20 protein-coding genes and 2 pseudogenes are annotated in these 21,009 nt (G+C 70.8%); 12 read left to right on the forward strand and 10 right to left on the reverse strand.

The features are described from left to right. Nucleotides 1-11: 11 nt before the first annotated feature. A complete protein-coding gene (locus tag ACWCXX_RS21400) occupies nt 12-407 on the reverse strand; it encodes a hypothetical protein (RefSeq protein ID WP_451129479.1) in 396 nt (131 codons plus the stop codon). Between the two features lie 137 nt (nt 408-544). Beyond that, a complete protein-coding gene (locus tag ACWCXX_RS21405; protein ID WP_451129481.1) occupies nt 545-1,201 on the reverse strand; it encodes a maleylpyruvate isomerase N-terminal domain-containing protein in 657 nt (218 codons plus the stop codon). Nucleotides 1,202-1,417: 216 nt separating this feature from the next. Here ACWCXX_RS21405 and ACWCXX_RS21410 point away from each other — a divergent pair, with 216 nt between their 5' ends. The 4 genes from ACWCXX_RS21410 to ACWCXX_RS21425 all read left to right on the forward strand — a co-directional run bounded on the left by ACWCXX_RS21410 (nt 1,418) and on the right by ACWCXX_RS21425 (nt 4,881). Continuing rightward, entirely contained in the window at nt 1,418-1,876 is a 459-nt protein-coding gene (locus tag ACWCXX_RS21410) for an Lrp/AsnC family transcriptional regulator (protein WP_451129483.1), read from the forward strand. A 245-nt stretch (nt 1,877-2,121) separates the two neighbouring features. Continuing rightward, entirely contained in the window at nt 2,122-3,114 is a 993-nt protein-coding gene (locus ACWCXX_RS21415; RefSeq protein ID WP_451129485.1) for an alpha/beta fold hydrolase, read from the forward strand. 211 nt (nt 3,115-3,325) lie between these two features. Then, nucleotides 3,326-3,985: a class I SAM-dependent methyltransferase gene (locus ACWCXX_RS21420; protein ID WP_451129487.1), complete on the forward strand. Its 660-nt coding sequence runs from the start codon at nt 3,326-3,328 to the stop codon at nt 3,983-3,985. 152 nt (nt 3,986-4,137) lie between these two features. Further along, nucleotides 4,138-4,881, forward strand: a complete 744-nt coding sequence (locus ACWCXX_RS21425) for a GntR family transcriptional regulator (protein ID WP_451129489.1) — start codon at nt 4,138-4,140, stop codon at nt 4,879-4,881. A 112-nt stretch (nt 4,882-4,993) separates the two neighbouring features. Here ACWCXX_RS21425 and ACWCXX_RS21430 read toward each other — a convergent pair. After that, nucleotides 4,994-5,479: pseudogene (locus ACWCXX_RS21430) on the reverse strand (ankyrin repeat domain-containing protein); the annotation flags it as partial. A 341-nt stretch (nt 5,480-5,820) separates the two neighbouring features. Between ACWCXX_RS21430 and ACWCXX_RS21435 the strand changes: the two are divergent. Then, nucleotides 5,821-7,047, forward strand: a complete 1,227-nt coding sequence (locus ACWCXX_RS21435) for an amidohydrolase (RefSeq protein WP_451129539.1) — start codon at nt 5,821-5,823, stop codon at nt 7,045-7,047. A gap of 135 nt (nt 7,048-7,182) precedes the next feature. Beyond that, entirely contained in the window at nt 7,183-7,923 is a 741-nt protein-coding gene (locus ACWCXX_RS21440) for a GntR family transcriptional regulator (protein ID WP_451129491.1), read from the forward strand. Between the two features lie 87 nt (nt 7,924-8,010). Here the strand turns inward: ACWCXX_RS21440 and ACWCXX_RS21445 are convergent, their stop codons facing one another. After that, nucleotides 8,011-8,286, reverse strand: a complete 276-nt coding sequence (locus ACWCXX_RS21445) for a hypothetical protein (protein ID WP_451129493.1) — start codon at nt 8,284-8,286, stop codon at nt 8,011-8,013. A gap of 670 nt (nt 8,287-8,956) precedes the next feature. On the opposite strand from ACWCXX_RS21445, the gene ACWCXX_RS21450 reads away from it, so the two are divergent. The 3 genes from ACWCXX_RS21450 (at nt 8,957) to ACWCXX_RS21460 (ending at nt 13,638) form a co-directional block, all read left to right on the forward strand. Beyond that, the gene (locus ACWCXX_RS21450; RefSeq protein WP_451129495.1) at nt 8,957-9,802 is read left to right on the forward strand and encodes a prephenate dehydratase; all 846 of its coding nucleotides are present in this window, start codon (nt 8,957-8,959) and stop codon (nt 9,800-9,802) included. 187 nt (nt 9,803-9,989) lie between these two features. Continuing rightward, the gene (locus ACWCXX_RS21455) at nt 9,990-10,913 is read left to right on the forward strand and encodes a phosphotransferase family protein (RefSeq protein WP_451129497.1); all 924 of its coding nucleotides are present in this window, start codon (nt 9,990-9,992) and stop codon (nt 10,911-10,913) included. Nucleotides 10,914-11,304: 391 nt separating this feature from the next. Continuing rightward, nucleotides 11,305-13,638, forward strand: a complete 2,334-nt coding sequence (locus ACWCXX_RS21460; protein WP_451129499.1) for a leucine-rich repeat domain-containing protein — start codon at nt 11,305-11,307, stop codon at nt 13,636-13,638. A gap of 429 nt (nt 13,639-14,067) precedes the next feature. Here ACWCXX_RS21460 and ACWCXX_RS21465 read toward each other — a convergent pair whose 3' ends face one another. Further along, nucleotides 14,068-14,688 (reverse strand): TetR/AcrR family transcriptional regulator, encoded by a 621-nt coding sequence (locus tag ACWCXX_RS21465; RefSeq protein ID WP_451129501.1) that lies wholly within the window; start codon nt 14,686-14,688, stop codon nt 14,068-14,070. A gap of 131 nt (nt 14,689-14,819) precedes the next feature. Between ACWCXX_RS21465 and ACWCXX_RS21470 the strand changes: the two genes are divergently transcribed. Together ACWCXX_RS21470 and ACWCXX_RS21475 are read left to right on the forward strand one after the other, a co-directional pair. Beyond that, complete coding sequence (locus ACWCXX_RS21470) at nt 14,820-15,665, forward strand: class I SAM-dependent methyltransferase (protein ID WP_451129503.1); 846 nt, start codon at nt 14,820-14,822, stop codon at nt 15,663-15,665. Between the two features lie 230 nt (nt 15,666-15,895). Further along, nucleotides 15,896-16,636 (forward strand): DUF4232 domain-containing protein, encoded by a 741-nt coding sequence (locus ACWCXX_RS21475; RefSeq protein WP_451129505.1) that lies wholly within the window; start codon nt 15,896-15,898, stop codon nt 16,634-16,636. A 130-nt stretch (nt 16,637-16,766) separates the two neighbouring features. On the opposite strand, the pseudogene ACWCXX_RS21480 reads toward ACWCXX_RS21475, so the two are convergent. The 3 genes and pseudogenes from ACWCXX_RS21480 to ACWCXX_RS21490 form a co-directional block, all read right to left on the reverse strand. Beyond that, a pseudogene (locus ACWCXX_RS21480) lies at nt 16,767-16,865 on the reverse strand (quinone oxidoreductase family protein); the annotation flags it as partial. Nucleotides 16,866-16,899: 34 nt separating this feature from the next. Beyond that, nucleotides 16,900-17,661 (reverse strand): MerR family transcriptional regulator, encoded by a 762-nt coding sequence (locus ACWCXX_RS21485; protein WP_451129507.1) that lies wholly within the window; start codon nt 17,659-17,661, stop codon nt 16,900-16,902. Between the two features lie 120 nt (nt 17,662-17,781). Continuing rightward, nucleotides 17,782-18,123 (reverse strand): DUF5713 family protein, encoded by a 342-nt coding sequence (locus ACWCXX_RS21490; RefSeq protein ID WP_451129509.1) that lies wholly within the window; start codon nt 18,121-18,123, stop codon nt 17,782-17,784. 102 nt (nt 18,124-18,225) lie between these two features. Here ACWCXX_RS21490 and ACWCXX_RS21495 point away from each other — a divergent pair, with 102 nt between their 5' ends. Next, nucleotides 18,226-18,426, forward strand: coding sequence for a hypothetical protein (locus ACWCXX_RS21495; protein WP_451129511.1), 201 nt, complete (start codon nt 18,226-18,228; stop codon nt 18,424-18,426). Here the strand turns inward: ACWCXX_RS21495 and ACWCXX_RS21500 are convergent. Both ACWCXX_RS21500 and ACWCXX_RS21505 read right to left on the reverse strand, forming a co-directional pair. After that, a complete protein-coding gene (locus tag ACWCXX_RS21500) occupies nt 18,411-19,700 on the reverse strand; it encodes an MFS transporter (protein WP_451129513.1) in 1,290 nt (429 codons plus the stop codon). The genes ACWCXX_RS21495 and ACWCXX_RS21500 overlap by 16 nt on opposite strands. 98 nt (nt 19,701-19,798) lie before the next feature. Further along, nucleotides 19,799-20,557 carry a GntR family transcriptional regulator gene (locus ACWCXX_RS21505; protein WP_451129515.1) on the reverse strand — a complete coding sequence of 253 codons (759 nt, stop codon included), beginning with the start codon at nt 20,555-20,557 and terminating at the stop codon, nt 19,799-19,801. Nucleotides 20,558-21,009: the final 452 nt, after the last annotated feature.

A 21,009-nucleotide genomic window follows, 5' to 3' on the forward strand; every position in this document is an offset into this window, starting at 1 on the left:
GCCGGCCCGGTTCATCGGTTCGTGCGCGGGCGGGGGGTGAGGAGGAGCGAGGACAGGCAGGTGACCGCGGCGAACGCGGCCAGGGACCAGAGGGGGAGCAGGGCGCCGATCCGGTCGTCGACGAGGTCGATGCCGTGGCCGACGGTGAAGAACCAACCGATGGCGCCCATGAGGACCATCGGGTACACCCGGCGTTCCCGCAGCAGCCTCATGCCGATCCACAGCACCAGCGGCATGGCCAGCAGGGTGTTGACCACCGCCGCGGTGAACGCCTGGTCCCCCGTGTCCGCGGCCGCCCCGCCCATGTTCGCCGACGCCTGGCTCCACAGGGACATCGACAGACCGTCGGACAGGAGCAGATGGGATACGGCCGTGGCGATCACCGTCACGACGAGCGCCTTGCCCACACGTCTGATTTGAGGGGATGAATACATGATCACACAGTAGGGCCGAGCCTCCCGCGCCTGGCGGGCGGGACCGGCCGACCGGACACCCGAAGGCCGACCGGCCGTACGCCCGAAGAGCCGACCGGCCGAAGGGCCGCTCAGCCGAGGACGAACGGGAGTTGAGCGGCCAGTTCACCCAGTTCGGCCTCCTCCGCCCCGCTCGGAGCGCGCCGCCCGGTGCCGATCAGCAGCGCGTCCCGGTCGGAGAACGACGGGGGGAACGCCGCACCGGCGATCCTCTCCAGCATCTCGCGGGACCGGGCGAGCCCCTCGGCGGGCGGCTTTGCGGCGTTTGGGAGGTGCGCGATCAGATCCAGGTGGTGCAGCGTCCACTCCAGGACGTACGCGCAGAGGTACTCGCCCGTGGTGAGGACCTCGTCACGGGTGCCGACCCGGGCCGCGGGGTCCGCGAGCCCGGCGGCGCGCCCGGCGGCGGAACCGACGTCGTCGAGGTGGAACCTGAGCAGCCACGGCTCCTGGTACGCGGCGGCCAGACGGACGGTCAGCGCGTCGAGCGGGTCGTCGCCGGTCGGTGGTTCCCCGGTGACCTCCCAGTAGGTCACCGCGTCCCGGGTCGGTTCCGTTCCGGCGGGGGTGGCGAGGGTGATCAGGACGTCCTGGGCGTCGATGACCAGGTGGCACACCAGGTCCCGCACGAGCCAGCCGGTACAGCCGGACGGCCGCGCGAAGTCCTCGTCCGACAGCTCGGCGACCGCTGTGCGCAACGCCGTCCAGGAGCGCGAGAAGAGATCCATGGCCGCAGGCTAAGCGGTCCTGGCGCTGCGCACCGCGGTTCGGGCGGGCGACCCGGCAGGAGGCACGGCGTGGGGGAGGGGGAGGGGCGGAGCCGGTCGCCCGGGTGGCGCGCATCGGCCCCGGGGAAGGGCGCTGCCACCACGTCGACCACGACGGCGGGGCGCAGCGGCCGGGTTCCTCAGCCGGCCAGGCGTTCCACCAGCAGAAAGGCCCCGATGGCGATCATCATGGCACCGCTGATGCGGGTGACGACCAGGGCGGCGGAGGGCCGTCTCACCGTCACCGAGCTGGCCGCTCGTGTGAAGCTCAGCGTCTCACCGTGCCATCGCCGACTGCGCGATCTCGAACGCGAGGGGGCGATCCGCGGCTACCGGGCCGTCGTCGACCCGGCCGCCGTCGGTCTGAACTTCGAGGCCCTCGTGTTCGTCACCCTCCGGTGGGAGGACGCCGACACCGTCACGGCCTTCGAAGAAGCTGTGGCTGCCGTCCCCCACGTGCTGCAGGCTCAGCGCCTGTTCGGCGAACCCGACTACCTCCTGCGCGTCGCCACCACGGATCTGGCCGCCTTCCAGCAGCTCTACGACCAGCGGCTCGCCCGGCTGCCCGGCGTCCAGCGCCTGACGTCGACCCTTGTCATGAAGAACGTCGTCCAGGACAGATCGCTGCCCGAATAGCCACACCTCCGCCGAGGCCGGGAGGGCCGATGCCGTTGTTTCCCGAAGCCGTGCATGTGGTGAGCACGGTTTGCCGAAGCGGCAACAGAACTCGCGACGGTCCTCGTGCCCGGCGCATGATCGCGGTCCGGGCCGCAGCCCGTCCCGCAACCCCGCCCGCGCCACCCGGCTCCGGGGCCGTCTCTTCCGGCCTTCGGGCGGCGTCCCGGCGCACGGCGGACCGACCGACACCACACGGAGGACTCATGCCACAGACCACCCGGGCCACGGACGTCACGCACCGGCTGGTCGCCTCGCCCGCCGGACGGATCCATCTGGTGGAACAGGGCGCCGGGCCAATGGTGTTGCTGGTGCACGGATTCCCGGAGTCCTGGTACTCCTGGCGCCACCAGCTGCCGGTGCTGGCCGCGGCCGGATACCGCGCGGTCGCCGTGGACGTCCGCGGCTACGGGCGTTCCTCCGGGCCCGAGGAGGTGGCCGCGTACCGGATGCTCGAACTGGTCGAGGACGCCGTCGCCGTGGTGCACGCGCTCGGGGAGCGGAACGCGGTGGTCGTCGGGCACGACTGGGGCTCGGCCGTCGCCGCGCACTCCGCCCTCCTCCGGCCGGACGTCTTCCGCGCGGTCGGCCTGCTGAGCGTGCCCTACGCACCGCCCGGCGGCCCACGGCCCAGCGAGATCTTCGCGCGGATGGGCGGGGGCGGGGACGAGGAGTTCTACATTTCCCGTTTCCAGGAGCCCGGCCGGGCGGAGGCCGAGATCGAACCGGACGTCCGCGGCTGGCTCGCGGGCTTCTACGCCGCTTTCTCCGCCGACACGATGCCCGCCCCCGGCGCACCGGACCCGCACTTCGCGGGCCGCGACGGAACGCTGCGCGACCGGTTCCCCGTCGGCGGACTGCCCGCCTGGCTCGGCGAGGACGATCTCGACTTCTACGCCGGGGAGTTCGAACGGACAGGCATGAGCGGAGCACTCAACCGCTACCGGAACATGGACCGGGACTGGGAGGACCTCGCCGACTTCCGGGGCCGGCCCCTCACCCAGCCGTCCCTGTTCCTCGGCGGGGCGCTGGACGCCTCCACGACCTGGCTGGCCGACGCGATCCGGGCGTACCCCACCACCCTGCCCGGCCTGGTCTCCTCGCACGTCCTCGACGGCTGCGGCCACTGGATCCAGCAGGAGCGGTACGAGGACGTCAACCGGATCCTGACCGACTGGCTCGCCTCCCTGCCCGCCTGAGTCGCACGGCAGGCACGGCAATCCGCAATGCCGCTGCTGCCGGTACCGGCAGCAGCGGCATTGCGGGTGGTGCGGGTGGTGCGGGGGAGCGGCCGACGGGCTGTGCGGTGGCGGTGCGGTGACGGTGCTGACCGGGATCGGCCTTCCGATCAGCACGAGGGCCGCAGTGGCGGCCGTCGGCCTGTCGGTGCTCTCCTCTAGAGTCGCCCGCGTGACCGAACCCTCCTACCTCGCCGCGGTCCGGGAGTCGTACGACACCGTCGCCGCCGACTACACGGCACTCGTCAAGACCCCGGCGGAGCTGGATCCGTTGTCACGCGCGATGCTGGCCACGTTCGCCGAACTCCTGCGGGATGCCGGCCGCGGGCCGGTCGTGGACATGGGATGCGGGCCCGGCCTGGTCACGGCGCATCTGGCGGGCCTGGGCGTGCCCGTGTCCGGCATCGACCTGTCCCCGAGGATGATCGAGCTCGCCCGGCGGGCGCATCCGGACCTGAGCTTCACGGTGGGGTCGATGGCCGCGTCCCCGATCGGGGACGACGAACTCGGCGGCATCCTGGCGTACTACTCCACGCACCACACGCCCCCGGAGTCGCTGCCGATCGTGTACGCCGAGTTCCACCGCGCGCTCGCGCCCGGCGGTCATCTGATGCTGGCCGGTCACGTGGGGGACGGCGAGTGCCTGCGACCGGTACAGGCGTACGGCGGCCACCCCGTGTCCTACGAATCCCATCTGCTGCCGGTGGACGACATCGCCGGGATGCTCGGCCGGGCCGGACTCGTCGTCACCGCGCGACTCGTGCAGGAACCCGACGCGGGAGCGAAGAGGAGGGTCGCCACCTTCCTGGCCCGGAAGCCCGAACGGCCGTGAGGACAAGGCGCCCTTCCCGGTCCTTGCCCACCTCTTCCGTCCTTCCCGTCTCTTCCGTCAGGCGATCCATTTGTTAGGACATAAAGACGTATGTAGCTAGCATGGTCTGAGACATACTTGCATCCGTCGGCAGCAGTCCCAGGAGGGGTGACGTGGAGCCGTTCACGAAGCTGATCACCATCGACCGGGGCAGTCCCGTACCGCTGTACTTCCAGGTCGCGCAGCAGTTGCAGGAGCTCATCGAGACCGGGGTGCTGCCGCCCGGTACGCGGCTGAGCAACGAGATCGCCATGGCGGACGAGCTCGGCCTCTCACGCCCGACCATGCGCCAGGCCATGCAGCACCTCGTCGACAAGGGGCTCCTGGCCCGCAAGCGCGGGGTCGGCACGCAGGTGGTCACCAACCGCATCCGCCGCCAGGTCGAACTCACCAGCCTCCACGAGGACCTCGAACGGGACGGACGCCGTCCGCGTACCGAGGTCCTCTCCCTGAAGACCGTCCCCGCCGACCACGACATCGCCGCCGCGCTGCGGGTGGACGAGGGCGCCGACGTGGTGGCCGTCGAGCGCCTGCGGTTCGCCGACGACGAGCCCATCGCCCTGCTCCGCAACCATCTGCCGGCCGGTCTGCTGGAACTGACCGGGGAAGCACTCGTCCGAAACGGTTTGTACCAGCTGATCCGCCGGTCCGGTACGGATCTGAGGAGCGCCACGCAGACCATCGGCGCACGCCGCGCCACCGCCGCCGAGGCCAGGCTCCTCGACGAGGCGCGCGGCGCGACCCTGCTGACCATGACCCGTACCGCGTACGACAGTTCGGGCAGCCCGGTCGAGCGCGGCTCCCATCTGTACCGTGCCTCGCGGTACTCGTTCGAGATGACGGTCGCCGCACACTGACGCCCGGTGACTGGCGACCGGTGACCGGTGACCGGTGACCGGTTGGTCCTGACCGATCCGCACCCCTGACGGCCCCGCCGTCTCCGCTGCCTCTGCCGTCCTTGCCGTCGGCTCATCCGCTCAGCAGGCGGGCGACCTCGTCCTGGCCGCGTCGGCGGGCGTGCTGGAGTGCGGTCGTCCCGGTCCTGTCCTCGATGTCGGGGTCGGCGCCCGCGTCCAGGAGGAGTCGCACGGTCTTCTGGTGGTCGGTTCCGCCGTCGCCGAGGATGACGGCCTCCACCAGGGCGGTCCAGCCGAGGCCGTTGACGTGGTTGACGTCGAGGTCGATGTCCGGATGGGTGGTGACCTCCCGGACGTAGGCGACATGGCCGTGTTCCCCGGCCGGGACGAGGGAGGTGCCGCCGTACCGGTTGACGATGGTGTAGTCCGGGTCGGCCGCCGCGAGGGTCCGGGCCATGGCGGCGCTGCCGGTCACGTCCGTCACCAGCCAGGGCGTGTCGTGCTGCTGGTCCAGGGCGTCCGGGTCGGCACCGGCGGCCACGAGGATCTGGGCGGTCCGGACGTGGTCGCCGGTGGCCGCCAGCAGGAGCGGAGCGCGGTCGTACTGGCCAGGTGGAGGCGAGCCGGGCTCTGGGCTTCACTTCGTATACCAATAGGTGTCATGCTGGGAATGAACAGGGAGAAAAGTGGATGTGCATCCCGACTGAATCCCGGAGGCCTTGTCTCGCTTCTTGCTTTGGTATACAAACTGGATCCCGGTCCGCATCGAGTTACCCGGGCGACCTGGACGGCCCGGACGACCCGCAATGCGGCACCGCCCCGCTGTCCACCCCAAGCCGAAGGAGCCCCATGACGCCCCCTCCCTCCCCGATGTCCCGACGCGGTGTCCTCGCCGGTGCCGCCTCCCTGGCCGGTACCGGTGTCGCCATGTCCGCGGGCATGTCGTCGGCCGCGGCCGACTCCCGCAGGGCCTCCCGGGACGCGCACCGCGACGCGGTCGTCTTCCGGGACGTACGGCCCCTGGGCGCGGCGAAGCCGGTGGACCTCACGGTCGTCGAGGGATGCATCACGCGTGACCGGGCCCCCAGGGGTGCCAAGGTGATCGACGGCGGTGGCCGCGTCGTCCTGCCGTCCCTGGTCGACGCGCATATCCACCCCGACAAGACGACGTGGGGCGGTGAATGGGTGTCGCGCAAGCCGGCCGACACCATCGCCGAACTCGCCCAGCAGGACGCTGAGTTGTTCCGCAGCCAGCGCCGCCCGGTGTCCGAGCGGGCGTACGCGCTCATGTCGCACGCCGTGACCCGCGGCACGCGGGCCATGCGGGCGCACGCCGACATCGCCCCGGCCTACGGCCTGGCCTCCGTGGAAGGCGTGGGGCAGGCGCGCGAACGGCTCAAGCACGCGCTCGACGTACAGATCGTGGCCTTCCCGCAGCACGGCGTCATCCGCACCCCCGGCACCGCGGAACTGCTCAAGGAGGCCGCCCGCAGCGGACTCGTCGACATGGTCGGCGGACTCGACCCGATCAGCTTCGACCACGCCATGGACGAGCAGCTGGACCTGCTCTTCGGCCTCGCGGACCAGTACGGCGTCGGCGTCGACATCCACCTCCACGACCGGGGCGAGACGGGCCTGACGGTGCTGCGCGCCATCATCGACCGCACCCGGGCGCTGTCGCTGAAGGGCAAGGTGACCGTCAGTCACGTCTTCTGCCTGCCCGGCCTCTCCGACGCCGAACTGGCGAGGACGGCCGCGGACCTGAGCGAGCTGGACATCGCCCTGACCACCGTGGCGCCGAGCCCGTCGCTGGTCCTGCCGATCGAGAAGCTGCGCGAGCACGGCGTGCGGGTCGGGCTCGGCTCCGACGGGGTCCGCGACTCCTGGAGCCCCTTCGGCAACGCGGACATGTTCCACCGGACCCATCTGCTCGGCTGGGTCACGGACGTGCGCCTCGACAAGGAACTGATCGCTTGTTACGAGGCCGGTGCGCACGGTGGCTCCGACGTCATGCGGCTGCCCCGCGCCGACCTCTCCCCGGGCTCGCCGGCCGACTTCGTCCTGCTGCGCGCCGAATGCCTGCCGCAGGTCGTGGTGGACATGCCCACCCGCGACATGGTGGTGCACGGCGGACGGGTGGTCGCCCGGGACGGCCGACTGGTCTGAGGGCCCCCTTCCAGCCCCGATGGCGTTCCGTCGCCCCGCCTCACGCATAGGGTGACGGGACGCCCGGTGACCGCGCCGCCCCGACGCCGCGCACGTACCGGGACAGGGCAGGAAGGCACAGGGAGGACGGCACACGTGACGGCAAGCACCGGCCGGAAGGAAGGCGGAGAACAGCCGTCCGCCCCGACGGCGCGCACACCGCTGAGCGAGGTCGCGCGCCGGGCCGTCAGGGACCGCATCATCGACGGCAGCTACGCCCAGGGCACCCGGGTGGTGGAGCGCGAGATCGCCGAGGAACTCCGGATGTCGCGGGTACCGGTGCGGGAGGCGCTGCGGGCCCTGGTGGAGGAAGGGCTGCTCGACCTGCTGCCGCACAGCGGTGTGCGGGTGCGTCGGCTGGAGCGCGCCGACGTGGAGCACCTGTACGACGTGTGGGAACCCCTGGCCATCCAGGCGTCCCGTCTCGCGGCCCGTCGAGTGGCCCTCGCCGGCCCCGCCGGGCCCGGCATCCTGGAGGATCTGCGGGCCGTGCTGGAACAGGCGGAGGCCGCGGCCTCCGTCGGGGACCGGACACGGGAGAACGACGCAGGCACCGCCTTCCACGACGGGGTCGTGGCCCTCGCCGACAACCCGTTGCTCGCCCAGCTCATGCAGCGGTTGAGCGGTCAGCTGCGGCTGCTGTTCGGCCTGAACACGGAACCCGCCCCCATGCGGGCGCAGCACGGCGAGATGTATGAACGCATCGCCGCCGGGGACGCCGACGCCGCAGGGGCGATCACCCTCCTCCACGTCCGCAGGAGCCGGGAACTCGCCCTGCGCGCGGTGACCGCCACGGCCGCCCCTGGACCGGCCGCGGAGCCCGAGCCACGCCCCTGACCGCCGGAACGCCCCCTCGCGGCGGACCGCCGACTCCGCAGGCCCCGCCCCCGTGATGGTGCACGGGGGCGGGGCCTGCGGGCGTGGTCAGGAGGAAGCTTCGCCTTCGGCGGAAGGCGCAGGCCAGGCATCGCCGTACTGGCGGCACAGGTAGACGCGGTTCGCGTACACCGTCACGGCCGGATAGGCGGCGGCGATGCCGGCTCTGTAGGCATCGGCGGCGGCCTGTGCCGCAGCGTCCTCGTGCGGCAGCTGGGACGGGGAGGCGCTGAGCGGGATCTCGAAGGTGGTGCCGATCTCGACCCCCTCGGCGTAGGCCGTGAACGTGAACTGGACGGCGTAGGCGCCTTCCGGAACAGACATATTTGAGCTCCTGACAGAGGAAATTTCTCCGAGTTGTGATCCCAAGTGAGCTTAAAGTAAATGATGTTGGTCGTACTCGGTATGGAGGCATGGCAAAAGCCCCGAGTCGGACCGGCCGGGGCAAGCGGGGGAGACCAGACGGCCGGGCCGTGGTTCGCCCGGCGGCCGAGGCCGTGCCCGAGGCCGTGCCCGAGACCGTGTCCGAGGCCGCCCTTGCCGCCGTGATCGAACCTGGCGTACGGAAAAGCCGATGTCACAGGAACGTTGGGAGGCGAACAGAGCCAAAAATGCGATAAGAATGGGGACTTGACGAGCAGTCGGACACGCACCGGGGTGGACGCTCCTGTCGCCCGACCGGGCGCCGGGGGCACTCGCCCCGCGGCCGGGGCCCGGAGGCGGAACCCTCCCGGGACGGGGCCGGAACCTATTACGGCGTAATACCAGGACCTATTACGGCGTAATGGCGGACACCGCGTCGGCGAGGGGCGATCCGGGCGGAACCGGCCGGTGTGCCGTCGCGCGGGCAACGGCGTCAGCCGTCGTCCCCGCATTCCTCGACCCCGGGGAACGCACCGGTACTGCTCGATACTGCTACGTGCAGCACATACGGCTTGCGGTGGACCTTCTTCCACCCGGCGACACACTTCACAACAGCGGAAGGCCAAACACGGTGACGACCGTCGCATACCAAGGTGAGCCCGGGTCCAACTCGGCGACCGCTGCCCGCACCCTGTATCCCGAGGGACGCGAGCTGGCCTGCACGAGCTTCGAGCAGGCCCTGGACGCCGTGACGCTCGGCATGGCCGACGTGGCGGTGATCCCGGTGGACAACTCTGCGGCCGGACGCGTCGCGGACGTGCATCAACTGCTGCCCGAGTCGGGGCTGTTCGTCATCGCCGAGCACTTCCTCGCCATCCGCTTCGACCTCATGGGAGTTCCCGGCGCGACGTTCGACGGGGTGGAGTGCGTACGCAGCCATGTGCACGCCCTGGGGCAGTGCCGGAAGGTCCTGCGCGAGGGCGGCTGGCGCACCCTCGTGAGCGACGACACGGCGGGGGCGGCCCGCGAGGTGGCGGAGCTGGGCGATCCCCGGCACGCGGCGCTCGCCCCGCCGGCCGCGGCGGAGCTCTACGGCCTGGAAGTGCTGCGGTCGCAGGTCGAGGACGACCCGGAGAACACCACCCGGTTCGTCGTCCTCTCGCGGGATTCCGTTTTCGCGCCGAACACCGGCGAACCGACGATGACCAGCCTCTTCTTCAGTGTGCGGAACATCCCCAGCGCCCTCTTCAAGGCACTCGGCGGATTCGCGAGCAGCGCGGTGAACCTCACCAAGATCGAGAGTTACCAGATGGGCGCCGGGCTGAACGCCAGCCGCTTCTACGTCGAGATCGAGGGGCACCCCGACGAAACCCGCGTCGAACTCGCCCTCCACGAACTGCGTTTCTTCTCGTCCGAGGTGCGCATCCTCGGCGTGTACCCGGCCCACTCCCACCGCCGCAGGGAACACATCGGCTGAACGGCGGGGCACCGCCGGACGCCATCGGGCGAACAGCGCCGGGCACAGGGCGCCGGGCGCGGGACACCGGGCGGGCGGCACGGCTCGCCGGGTGCCGGGCGAACCGACAGCAGGCGCAGGACATCGGACGGGAGGCGTGCGGGAAACTGTGTTGCCTCCCCCGGTGGGGCGGCCTACGGTCTCGATCATGCTGCCCCCGGTGGAAACGGACGAACAATGGGACGCGATCGTCCCCGACGAGACGGTGATGCGGCCCGGGGTGGAGGACCTCTGCGCGCGCCTCGGGCTGGCCGGTGAGCCGCTGACCCGTTTCTCCGAAGGAACGCAGCCGGTCTACGCGGTGGGTGACGAGCACGTCCTCAAACTGTTCCCCGGCGCCGCTGCCCAGGACGGTGTCGCCGAGGGCCGCGTCCTGTTCCACCTCCAGGGGAAGCTGCCCGTGGAGACGCCGCAGGTCCGTGAGGCCGGGGCGTACGAGAACGGCTGGCGGTACGTCCTGATGTCCCGACTTCGCGGCGAGAACCTGGCCCGTTCCTGGGACCGCGTGCCACGGGCCGACCGCGAACGGATCGTCGCCGAGATCGGCGAGACCCTCGCGGTTCTGCACTCCCTCGACCCCGGCCCCCTCGCGGACGTCCTCGGCCCCGGCGACTGGGGCGCCTTCCTGGACCGTCGGCGCGAGGAGACCGTGGAGCAGCAGCGCAGGCGCGGACTGCCGGCCGAGTGGCTGGAGCAGATCCCGGAGTTCCTCGCCTCGGTTCCGCTGCCCCGCGACCCGCACCGTTCCCTGCTGCACACCGAGATCATGCAGCAGCACTTCCTCGTCGATCCCGACGGATGGCGCCTGACCGGACTCTTCGACTTCGAACCCGCCATGATCGGGGACCGCGCGTACGACTTCGTCGGGGTCGGCCTGTTCGTCACCCGGGGCGACCCGAAACTGCTCGCCCGGCTCACCGATGCGTACGGCCGCGCCTTCGAACCGGACCGGCTCCTCGCGTACACGCTGCTGCACGTGTACAGCAACCTTCCCTGGTACATGCGGGAACTGCGGGTACCCGCCGGGGGGACGCTGTCCTCGCTCGCCGAGGAGTGGTTCGCCACGGCGTGACGCCGCCGGCCCGTCCCCCCGGTCGCCTCGCGCACCGGGGCGGTCCGCTGCCCGATCCGCCCCGGGCGGCCTGGTCATGGGGCCCTGTTCGTGGACGTCACCGCACCGGCAACGGCTCCTGGCCCGCCACAGGGGCCACCCCCCGGGGTCCGCCCCCCAGGTCCCCGCCGGAGGCGCTGGGCTGCGTTGTCACAGCCGTGCGGTAGAACGCTGCCTGACGGACACCGGCAACGGTGGTTGCCACGACCGGCGCACCTCCGAGGGCCGCCCAACCCGAGGCCGGCCGTCCCGGGGGACACCGCCCCGGGCCCGCCCCCCGGCCGCCCGGCCCGTGCGCAACCTCACCCCACAGGCCCCCGGGCCGCTCTGGACAGCAAGGAAGCGACCACGCATGACCGACCAGGACCCCAGGAACACCGCCGCTTCACCGGGCCACGCCCCCATGACCACGGTCAACTCACCCGAGGGATACCGCGTCATCACCGTCGAGGAGGCGGAGGAACGCTTCCGGATCTCGGACGAGGTCACCTACCCGTACGCCGAGTTCACCGAAGAGCAGGAGATCCGGCTGTACGAGGGCGGGCTGCACGTCGCGGGGCACCTGAAGCCGGAGGGCGACAAGGACTGGATCCCGTACAACACCGTCGTGGACGGCGACCTCACCGTCGACGGCGACCTGGACTGGTGGGACGACGGCAGCGGCAACTTCCTCGTCGTGACGGGCAACCTGCGGGCCCGAAACGTGTTCCTGTCCGGCTGCCCGAACACGCTGGTGCGCGGGAACCTGGAGGTGACGGGCGGCGTCTGCGGCTCGTACGGGGACGACGGCGGCATCCTCACGGTGCGCGGCAGCGTCCACGCGTCGACCGTCATCAGCGTGCTGTACTTCGGGCTGGACCTCGCCGAGCAGCCGCAGGCACTTCTCGTCGCCGACACCTGCCGCACCAACCGCCCGGTCGACTTCACCGACGACGAACTGGACCGCATCCTGCTGCCCGAACTGCTGGGCGAGGACGGAGAGGCCGAGATACGGCTGATCGAGCGCGCCATGAGCGAGGGACGGCAGGTACTGCGCGCCGGGGCACGCCCGAGCCATGTCATCGCGCTGGAGGAACTGGACCTCCTGCTGGACCGGGCCGACGAGGTCACCGAACTCGACCTCTCCGGACGCAAGCTCCGCGGCTTCCCGGAACAACTGCTCGCCTTCCCCCGGCTGCGCGTCCTGTCCCTCGCGAACAACGCCGATCTCGGCGCCCTCGACGCGCGCATCGGCGAACTCACCGCCCTGGAAGAACTCGACGTTTCCGGCACGGGGTTGACCGGGCTGCCCGAATCCATCGGCGCGCTCCACAACCTCCGGATGCTGGACGTGTCCGGCAACGGCTTCACGGAACTCCCCGATTCCCTCTGCGACCTCGGGCAACTGGAGGTCCTGCGCGCCGGGCACCTGACCTGCCCGCTCCCCGACCGGTTCGACCGGCTGCGCTCACTGCGCGAGCTGGACCTGTCCCGTCTGAACCAGGGGCACTACTACTGCGACACCCCGGTCGCGTTCCCCGAGGCTGTCACCCGCCTGACCGGACTGCGCTCCCTCGACCTGTCCAACACCTGGCTGGAGTCCGTCCCCGACGCGCTGCTGGACCTGACCGCGCTGGAGGAGCTGAACCTCAACCACTGCCCGTCCGACCGGCTGACCCGCCTGCCCGAGCTGGCCCGGCTGCCCCGCCTGCGCGTACTGCGGATCAGTGGCCACACTCCGTGGGCCGAACAGCCCCCGGCCTCCAGGGACCTGCTCACCGGCATCTGGGACATCACGACACTGGAACACCTGGAAATCGACCGCTGGGGCCAGGAGACCTACGGCGGGGAGAAGGTGCGCACCGTGTTCAGGTCCCTGCCCGAAGACGCCTTCGCCCGTACGCCGAACCTCCGCCGCATCGACCTGTCGTTCAACGAACTCACCACTCTTCCCGAGCCCTTCTTCGCCCTGCGCCGCCTGGAGTTCGCGGATCTCCAGGCCACCAGGCTCGACCGGCCGACGCTGGACCGGCTGCGCGCCACGTTCCCCCGTACCCGGCTCGACCTGAGGAGTGTCGTGGCCGAGGAGATCGTTCACGACCCGAACTGGCAGGCCGTGCACACCCTGGTCGAAGAAGGCTCCGGGAAGGGGCCCGAGGAGGCGGTCGCCGCCTACGAGAAGGCCATCGCGCTCTGCACCCCGGGCGCGTGCTACTCCGACCACGACCAGCTCTACGCCCACTACGCCCTGGTCAACATCCTCGGCGACCTCGGCGACAAAGCGTCGGACGCCGACCGCCCCGCCCTGCACGCCGAACTCGTCCGGTACGCCGAGCAGGCCATGTCCCTGCTGCCCGATACGGTCTGGCACTTCACCGCCCAGGGCGCCTTCCAGGAAGAGGTCAGGCGCCGCACCGGCAACGCCCTGGCCTGGCACCTGCTGCACAGCGGTGAACCGGAGCGCGCGCTGGTCGCCGTGGAGCAGGCGCTGACCGCGGACGAGGACTCCTCGCACGACTTCGTCCGTGACACCCAGGTCCGCGTCCTGCTCGCCCTCGACCGTACCGACGACGCCTACCGGGTGGTCGACCAGGTCCTCACCCGCGACCCCGATTCCGAGGACTTCACCGACCTCGCGGCCCTGCCCGAGTTCCAGCGGTGGCGGCAGGCCCAGCGCATCGACAAGGCATTCGGAGGCAGCCGCTGACCTCCCGGGCCCCGCACCCCACTCCTCCGAGTACGGCCTGCCCGACACCACTGATGTACTGGAAGGACTGCTGCACCGCCCCCGACCGGGGCGGTGCGCACGGAGGAGGTGTTCGGTCGGTTGCGGTGCCGACGGGATTCGAACCCGTGGACGGCGGGGGGGCAGGCCCGCCCTGGTCCCCGTCAAGTCGATGTGGGAGGGCCTCACCCACACCGATCGCAATGGGCCGCTCTGCCACAGCCCCGCAACCTGCGGGAACTGCGCAGTCCCGCTCCGGACAGAGTAGAGGGCGGCGCCCGGCGGGGACGAACCCTTTTGCGAGGGCGCCCCTTCTGTCAGTCATCGGCTACCAGCTACCAGCTACCGGCGCCCTTTTTTACCGGCGGTCGGCCCTCAGCTGCCGGCCGCCGGTAAAAGGGCGCCGGGCTCTCACCCCCCGGTCGAAGCATCGTCACGCCCGGCCCCGGCGGCACTCACCAGCATGGCCACCAGCCCGTTCACCTGCTCACGCGGATTCGGGGCGCCGGGCCAACCGGTCATCAGGAGATGGTGAACGGATCCGACCAGGGCGAGTGCGATCGCGGCCGTGTCGACGCCTTCCGCGATGCGGTCGAGGCGCTGTTCGGCGTCCAGGTATCGCGCGGTCGCTTCCTGGATGGCCGAGAACCCCGGTGCTCCGGCCTCCAGTTCCTGGCGTATCCGGAGGGCGGCGGCCGGGCGTGTCATGGCCAGGCCGGCTATCACGGGGCCGCCGGAGTCGAACAGTGCGGACGCGACCCCCGCGAGGTTCGCCGCCACCGTGTCCGAGCCCGCCCGCCCGGGAAGCTCCTCGGCCTGCCGCGCGGTGCGCGCGAACCTGTCCAGGCACAACTCGGCGACGAACTCGTCCAGCCCGGCGAAACGGGCGTGCAGCATGCCCTTGGCACATCCCGCCTCGCCGGTGATCGCCCTGCTGGTCAGGGCACCCGGGCCGTCCCGTTCCAACACGCGTTCCGCGGCGGCGAACAGCCGCTCCCTGACGTCGGGCATCGCCACTCCACGCGGTGACATGAGCCCCTCCCGATGCTGTCGCCGTCCGCCCCGGCCATTCCTGGGATTGCCAGTATGGGCGTGCGCCCATACTGTATGGGCGCACGCCCATCATAGGCTCGCCCACCCGGCGCCCCACAGGAAGGCACCCGATGCGCAACGTCGTCAACACCGAGCAGGCCCAGGCGTGGAACGGCTACGAAGGCACGTACTGGGCCCGTAACCAGGATCGCTGGGACGCCGTGAACGAGGGCTTCAACCAGCCGTTGCTCACCGCCGCCGCCATCGGCGAGCGCGACCACGTGCTCGATGTCGGGTGCGGATCGGGGCGGACGACGCGGCTCGCCGCGCGCCGGGCGGTCCACGGACGGGCCCTCGGCATCGACCTGTCGGGCCCCATGCTCGAACGCGCCCGTGCGACCGCGGAGCGGGAAGGCGTCGGCAATGCGGCGTTCGAGCACGCGGACGCCCAGGTTCACCCCTTCGCGCCCGGCACCTTCGACGCGGCCGTCAGCCGCTACGGGGTGATGTTCTTCGCCGACCCCGTGGCCGCGTTCGCCAATATCGGCGGCGCCCTGCGCCCCGGCGGTCGACTGGCGTTCATCTGCGCCGCGGACGCCGGCCTCAACGGATGGGTGCGGGCCATGACGGCCCTGCGGGACCTCCTGCCCCTCGGGGACTTCGGGGCACCGGGGCTCCCGGGGATGTTCTCCCTGGCGGACCCGGACCGCATCCGTGAGGTGCTGTCCGGAGCCGGTTTCGTACACACGGTTCTGCGGCAGGTCGAGGCGTACGGGGACTGGGGACGGAACGCCGAGGAAGCGGCGGTCTTCCTCCTGGGCACCGGCCCCGGGCGCCATCTGATGGCCCAGGTGCCCCAGGAAACCCGGGACCGTGCCCGCGAGACACTGGAGAACCACCTGCGCGACCACGAGGAGAACGGGGCGGTCCGCTTGCTCAGCACCTCCTGGCTGGTCACCGCGACCCGCCCCGAGTGACCGTCCCCGGCCGCCGCAGTCGCTCGCCCACCACCCGCCCGACCGTTCGCCGGGGTCGATCCCTCTGCGAGTGAGGCGCATGTCGATGTGTTTCCTGCGGAACCACAACTTCCTTGTGCGCGGTCGGTAACAGCCATACGTGGCATGTGTGTTGAGGGCGATCCTGATACAGAATCCGTTCGCGAGTGGGAGCGGACGCGTAAGGTCGACAACGGGGGAATCACAACACCATGAACACTGCTGCCCGCAAGAACTACAGGAACCACGGGAACCACAGCAGCCCGAGGGGCTGGAGGTCCTACGCCCTCGGAGCCGTGGCGGTCGCCGCGCTGCTCGCCTCCACGGCGTGCGAGCCGGGCGGGTCCGAGGGCTCGGACGGCTCCAAGTCCCCGGAACGGCCGAGCGCGACGGATTCGGCGAAGCCGGAGCAGACGGCTTCGCCGAATCCGGGCGGCGGCTCGGGCGACACCGACGGAAGCGACAGCAACGGCGGCGGGAACGGCGGCGGGAACAATGCCGGTGGCGTCGTCGCCGCCTGTACCGCGGACGACCTCGAGGTCTCCGCCACGAAGGAGCCCGCGGACAGCAAGGACGCCAGGCACCTCCTCGTCACCGTCCAGAACACGGGCGACAGGAAGTGCAACGTCTACCACTACCCCTACGTGAAGATCGGTGACGCCCAGGGCCCGGCCCCCGTGATCAAGGACAGCGACCCGGACCCGGGGAAGCCCACGACCATCGCTCCGGGTGAGGAGGCACACGCCGCCCTGCTCGTCGCCGGCGGCGCCATGGACGAGTACGAGGCGAAAAGCATCACCCTCACCCTCCAGGGCAGCAAGTCCGGCAGCAAGGCGGGCGGACCGATCGACGTCCCCATGCCCGTCGACACGCTGTACGCGGACGACGGGCAGCTCGTCACCTACTGGACGACGGCCTCCGGCAGCGCCCTGGACTTCATCATGTCGAAGTGACGGTCCTTGAGGAGTGCCAGTCCTTGAGCAGCGACGGGCCTCGGGAAGCGACGGGCCCTGGAAAGTGACGGGCCTCGGCCGGAGTCGCTTTCCCGCGTCGTTGCGGGGCGCCTTGCGCGCCCCGCAACGGCAGTTCGTACGCGTCGATCGTGCCGCCGCCCGAGCTGAAGGCGGCCAGCCGGCCGCCGGGGGCCAGGGCGGGCGGCGCCGTCGGCAGTAGTGCCGGCCCGTTCAGTCCGGCCGGGCCGGGACGTACGGCCCGTTCAGTCCAGCCGAGCCGCGGCGTACGCCTCCATGGCGTCCCGCTGGTACACGGCCAGGCCCGGCGCGATCGACTCGTACGCCGCACGCCACTGTTCGTTGTCCACGCAGGAACGCCCGATCGCGCGGTACTCCTCGGCGGAGACCGCCCGGAGCCCGGTCAGCGCCCGGTACTGGGCGTCGATCTCGGCCTGCACCGGGGCGGCGTCGGCGGGCACGCCCGCGACCAGCAGCTCGGCCAGCCGGATCATCTGCGCCGTACGCTCGCGGTGCCCGGCCTCGATCTGGGCCTCGCTCATCGTCGAGGTGTGCCGCTCGATGTCCCCGGCCAGCTCGGGGAAGTTCCGCAGGCTCTCCTCGTACTGGGCGGGCCGGATGCCTGCGAAGAGGTTCTCCGGTCGGTTGATGGCGGTCATGGTTCTGCCGTCCTTCCTGGACTGCTCCAGTTCGGCGATCGTGCGGGAGACGGTGTCGGCCAGGGCGTCGAGCCGGTCGCGCTCGGCGAGCAGGCGCCGGTGGTGACCTCGCAGGGCCTCCACCTCGTCGACCTGCTCGGCCAGGACCTCACCGATCTCGGGCAACCCCAGGCCCAGCGCCCGCAGCACGAGGATCTGCTGCAACCGCAGCAGCTCGTCTTCCTCGTAATAGCGGTGGCCGTTGGTACCGATCCAAGCGGGCGGCAGCAGCCCGATCTCGTCGTAGTGCCGCAGGGTCCGGGCCGTCACGCCCGACATCCGGGCGACCTCCGCAGTGGGCCAGGCCATCGCCGCCTCCGTCTCCCTCGCGAATGCTTCACCGGGCCGGTCTTTCCGGCCCTGGTCAGAACGGTAGAAGCTGCCGCTGCGGCAGTTTCAAGTCCGGAATCCCGGCCCGCTGCCCTGTGCTCACCATTCCCGGGTGGCGATCATCTCCTCCACGTCCGCGTCCGTGAATCCGTAGGCCGAGGCCACGAACCAGAAGTCCTCGGCTATGTTCTCCCGCGCAGCGGTCTCGATCTCGCTTCCCGCCGCCTCGAACTCGCTCTCCAGGAGGTTGAACTCCTCCGTCGCCGCCTGCGTGAGCACGTACAGGGCCGACAAGTCCGACGGCTGCTCCGCCTCGATCCGCTCGCACAGCCCCAGCAGGATCGCCCTGCCCTTGTCGACGACATGGTCCGGAAAGTGCGGGTCCGCATACATATCGTGCAGAAAGGCGTGCCCGGCCACCTGCTGGTTCGTGATCGGCATGGTCCCTCGTTCCTTCCGTGGAGCCCGACGTACCGATCATGCATCACCCCACTGACAGGCCCGGCGGTCCCGGACCCCGAGGGCCGTTGCTGCGCGTGGGCGATGCGGCGGTACGGCGGTCTGTCACCGGAGAGGGCCTGGGCTGCGGCTCCGGAGCGGTACCCCTACGAGCCGGCCGACGCGTCGTTCCGCGGACTCGTCTTCTTCCACGACGAGCCGTGGCACTGGGCGATGGGGGTGATTCACGGGGAGCGTTACATGGAGGAGCACCCCGAGCCGGCCGAGTATCAGGAACTCGATTGAGCGGCCCGGGGACCGCTCTCCTCGGACAGTGCGCGCATGGTCTCGGGCAGCACGCGCATGCTCCGGAGCGGTGAAAGGAAGTTCGGGAGGAAGCTCAGTGTCATGCCGCCCGCGCCGAGCCACAGTGTGGCCGTCGCCCCGAGCGCGGAGCCCGAGAGTCCACCCAGAAGCCCGCCCAGGGGAAGGCCGCCCCAGGACACGAACCGGACGGTCGCGCTCATCCGGCCCAGGAGCCGATCCGGTGTGAGGGCCTGTTGGAAACTGGACTGGGCCACGAAGCGGACTACCCCGCCCAGCGAAAGCGCCGCGAGTCCGACCGCCGCCGCGCACACGCTCCAGCCGGGCCGCGCCCACGGCATCAGGGCCGTCAACGGGCAGGTGACCAGGGGCGCGAGCCATACGACCGGACCTTGCCCGACCAGCTTGGAGAGCCTGGTCGCCACCAGCGCGCCCAACAGCGCGCCACAGCCCATCCCCGACAGCACGAGCCCGATGCCGAAGGAACCGAGGCCCATCTCCCGCTTCAGGAAGACCAGCAGCATGGTCTGGTACATGACCAGGGAGAGGTTGAACACCGCATCCCCCGCCATGGTCGCGCGCAGGATGGGATGCCCGAGGACGAACTTCAGCCCTTCCCCGACGTCCCTGCGCAGCCGAAGGCGTTCACCCGGCTCCGGCTTCCTTTCGTGTTTCCGGATGCGGAACACGAGAAGACCCGATGCGGCCATTCCCACCGAACTCACCAGGAGCGTCGCGGGGGCTCCCACCCAGCCCACCAACGGACCTGCTGCAGCCGGTCCGCCGATACTGGTCACCGAGCGTATCGCCGAAAGTTTTGAATTCCCTTCGACGAGATTTCCGCGCCCCACCAAATGCGGCAGAAAACTGACGTGGGCGACGTCGAAGAACACCGTCAGCACCCCATGGACCGACGCGACCGCGTAGAGCCACGGGATCGTCAGAAGACCGGTCCACCACGCCACCGGTATCGTCAGGAGGACCAGCGACCGCACGAGATCGGTGCCGATCATCACCGATCGCTTTCGTACGCGGTCCACCCACGCCCCGGCCGGCAGCCCGACCAGGAGTGAGCCCACCGTGGTCGCCGCGGTCAGCAGACCCACCTGGAACTCGTCGGCGTCCAATGCCACGATCGCGACCAGGGGCAGCGCGAGAAAAATGATGCGATCTCCCAGCTGGCCGAGTGCCGTGGCGGCAAAAAGCCGCCCGAAGTCCGGATCGCGCAGGAGCCCGAGCCGGGAAGACATGGACATACACATCACCTGCTGTCGAATGCTTTCGAATTAGGATTTCTGCTCCGTCGGCCACCTCGGCCGGATGCTCCGTCGGCCACCTCGGCCGGACGTGACGGCTACGGGCGGTCGACCCCGAACTCGTAGGCCACTTCCCGGCGCACGTCGGGAATGACGATGTCGGCGGTCTCCACCGGACGTCCGTCGGTGTCGTAGATGATCCGCTCGATCCGGAGCACCAGGTCCCCGATGCCGATCCCCAGCAGGTTCGCCTGCGTCCGGGTGGCACGGGCCGGACGCGGCAACTCGACCACGGTCTCGACGACCACGCCGATGGAACGCATCCGCTCGACCACCCCTTTTCCCGCCAGGGGCCCCATCTCGGGCAGCATGACCGGCGTTCCGTCCGTGAGGGCCATCGGCTCCCACGATTCGGAGAGCTGGACGGGCTGTCCGTCGGCGAGGAACTCGTAGTGCGTGTTGACGCAGAGGTCTCCGGGGGCGATGGCAAGCCGCTCGGCGATCGCCCCGGGGGCAGGGACCCGCACCTGACTGTGCGAATCCCAGGCCCCGGCCCTGCCCTGCTCCTTCATGCCGGCGAGAGAAGGCGGCCCGCCCCGGCGCCCGAGGTGCCGCGAACGCACCATCCGCAGACGCTCGCGCGGCGTACGGACGTAGGTGCCCGAGCCCGCGCGCCCTTCGAGGAGCCCCGCGACGATCAGGCCGTCCACGGCCCGCTGCACGACGTTGCGCCCGACCCCGTACTCCTCGGCGAGCCGCACACGGGACGGCAGCCGCTCTCCGACCTCCCACTCTCCCGCGAGCACCCGTGCGCGCAGCGCGTCGGCCACTGCGAGGTACGGGGCCTCTCGGGGCATGGGTGACTCTCCGGTTTCTCGACGGTGCGGCAGCCGGCGGTTCGGGGCGCAGCCAGTAGTTCGGGGTGGCGTTGGCAAGCTACTGCACCGGGCGAAAGCTACTGGAGCAGAAATACGCTCGGTGCGCGGTCGGCCGGGTCGCGGATTCCGTCCGGCCACGAGCGGGAGAGGGCACGGGGGAAAGAGCGCGGGGACGAAGCGAATGCTGTACGCACTGCGTGTGGTGATCGCCCTCATGGCGGGGATCGCGACGCTGCTGCTGATCCGCGGCATGGCCTCGCCGCGCGTCGGCGACCCGGGAAGGGGGGAGTCGGTGGATTGAGTGATCCTGCCCATGCTGCTCTGTGTGCTCCTCATGATCCTGGGCGCGCGTGCCGCTCAGTGGATGCACCGCCGGAGTCACCCACTGCCGTCGAGCATCGAAGAGGCCCCCGGTATCGCCGGCCGGAAGG

The sequence above is a fragment of the Streptomyces sp. NPDC001732 genome, from assembly GCF_053596315.1.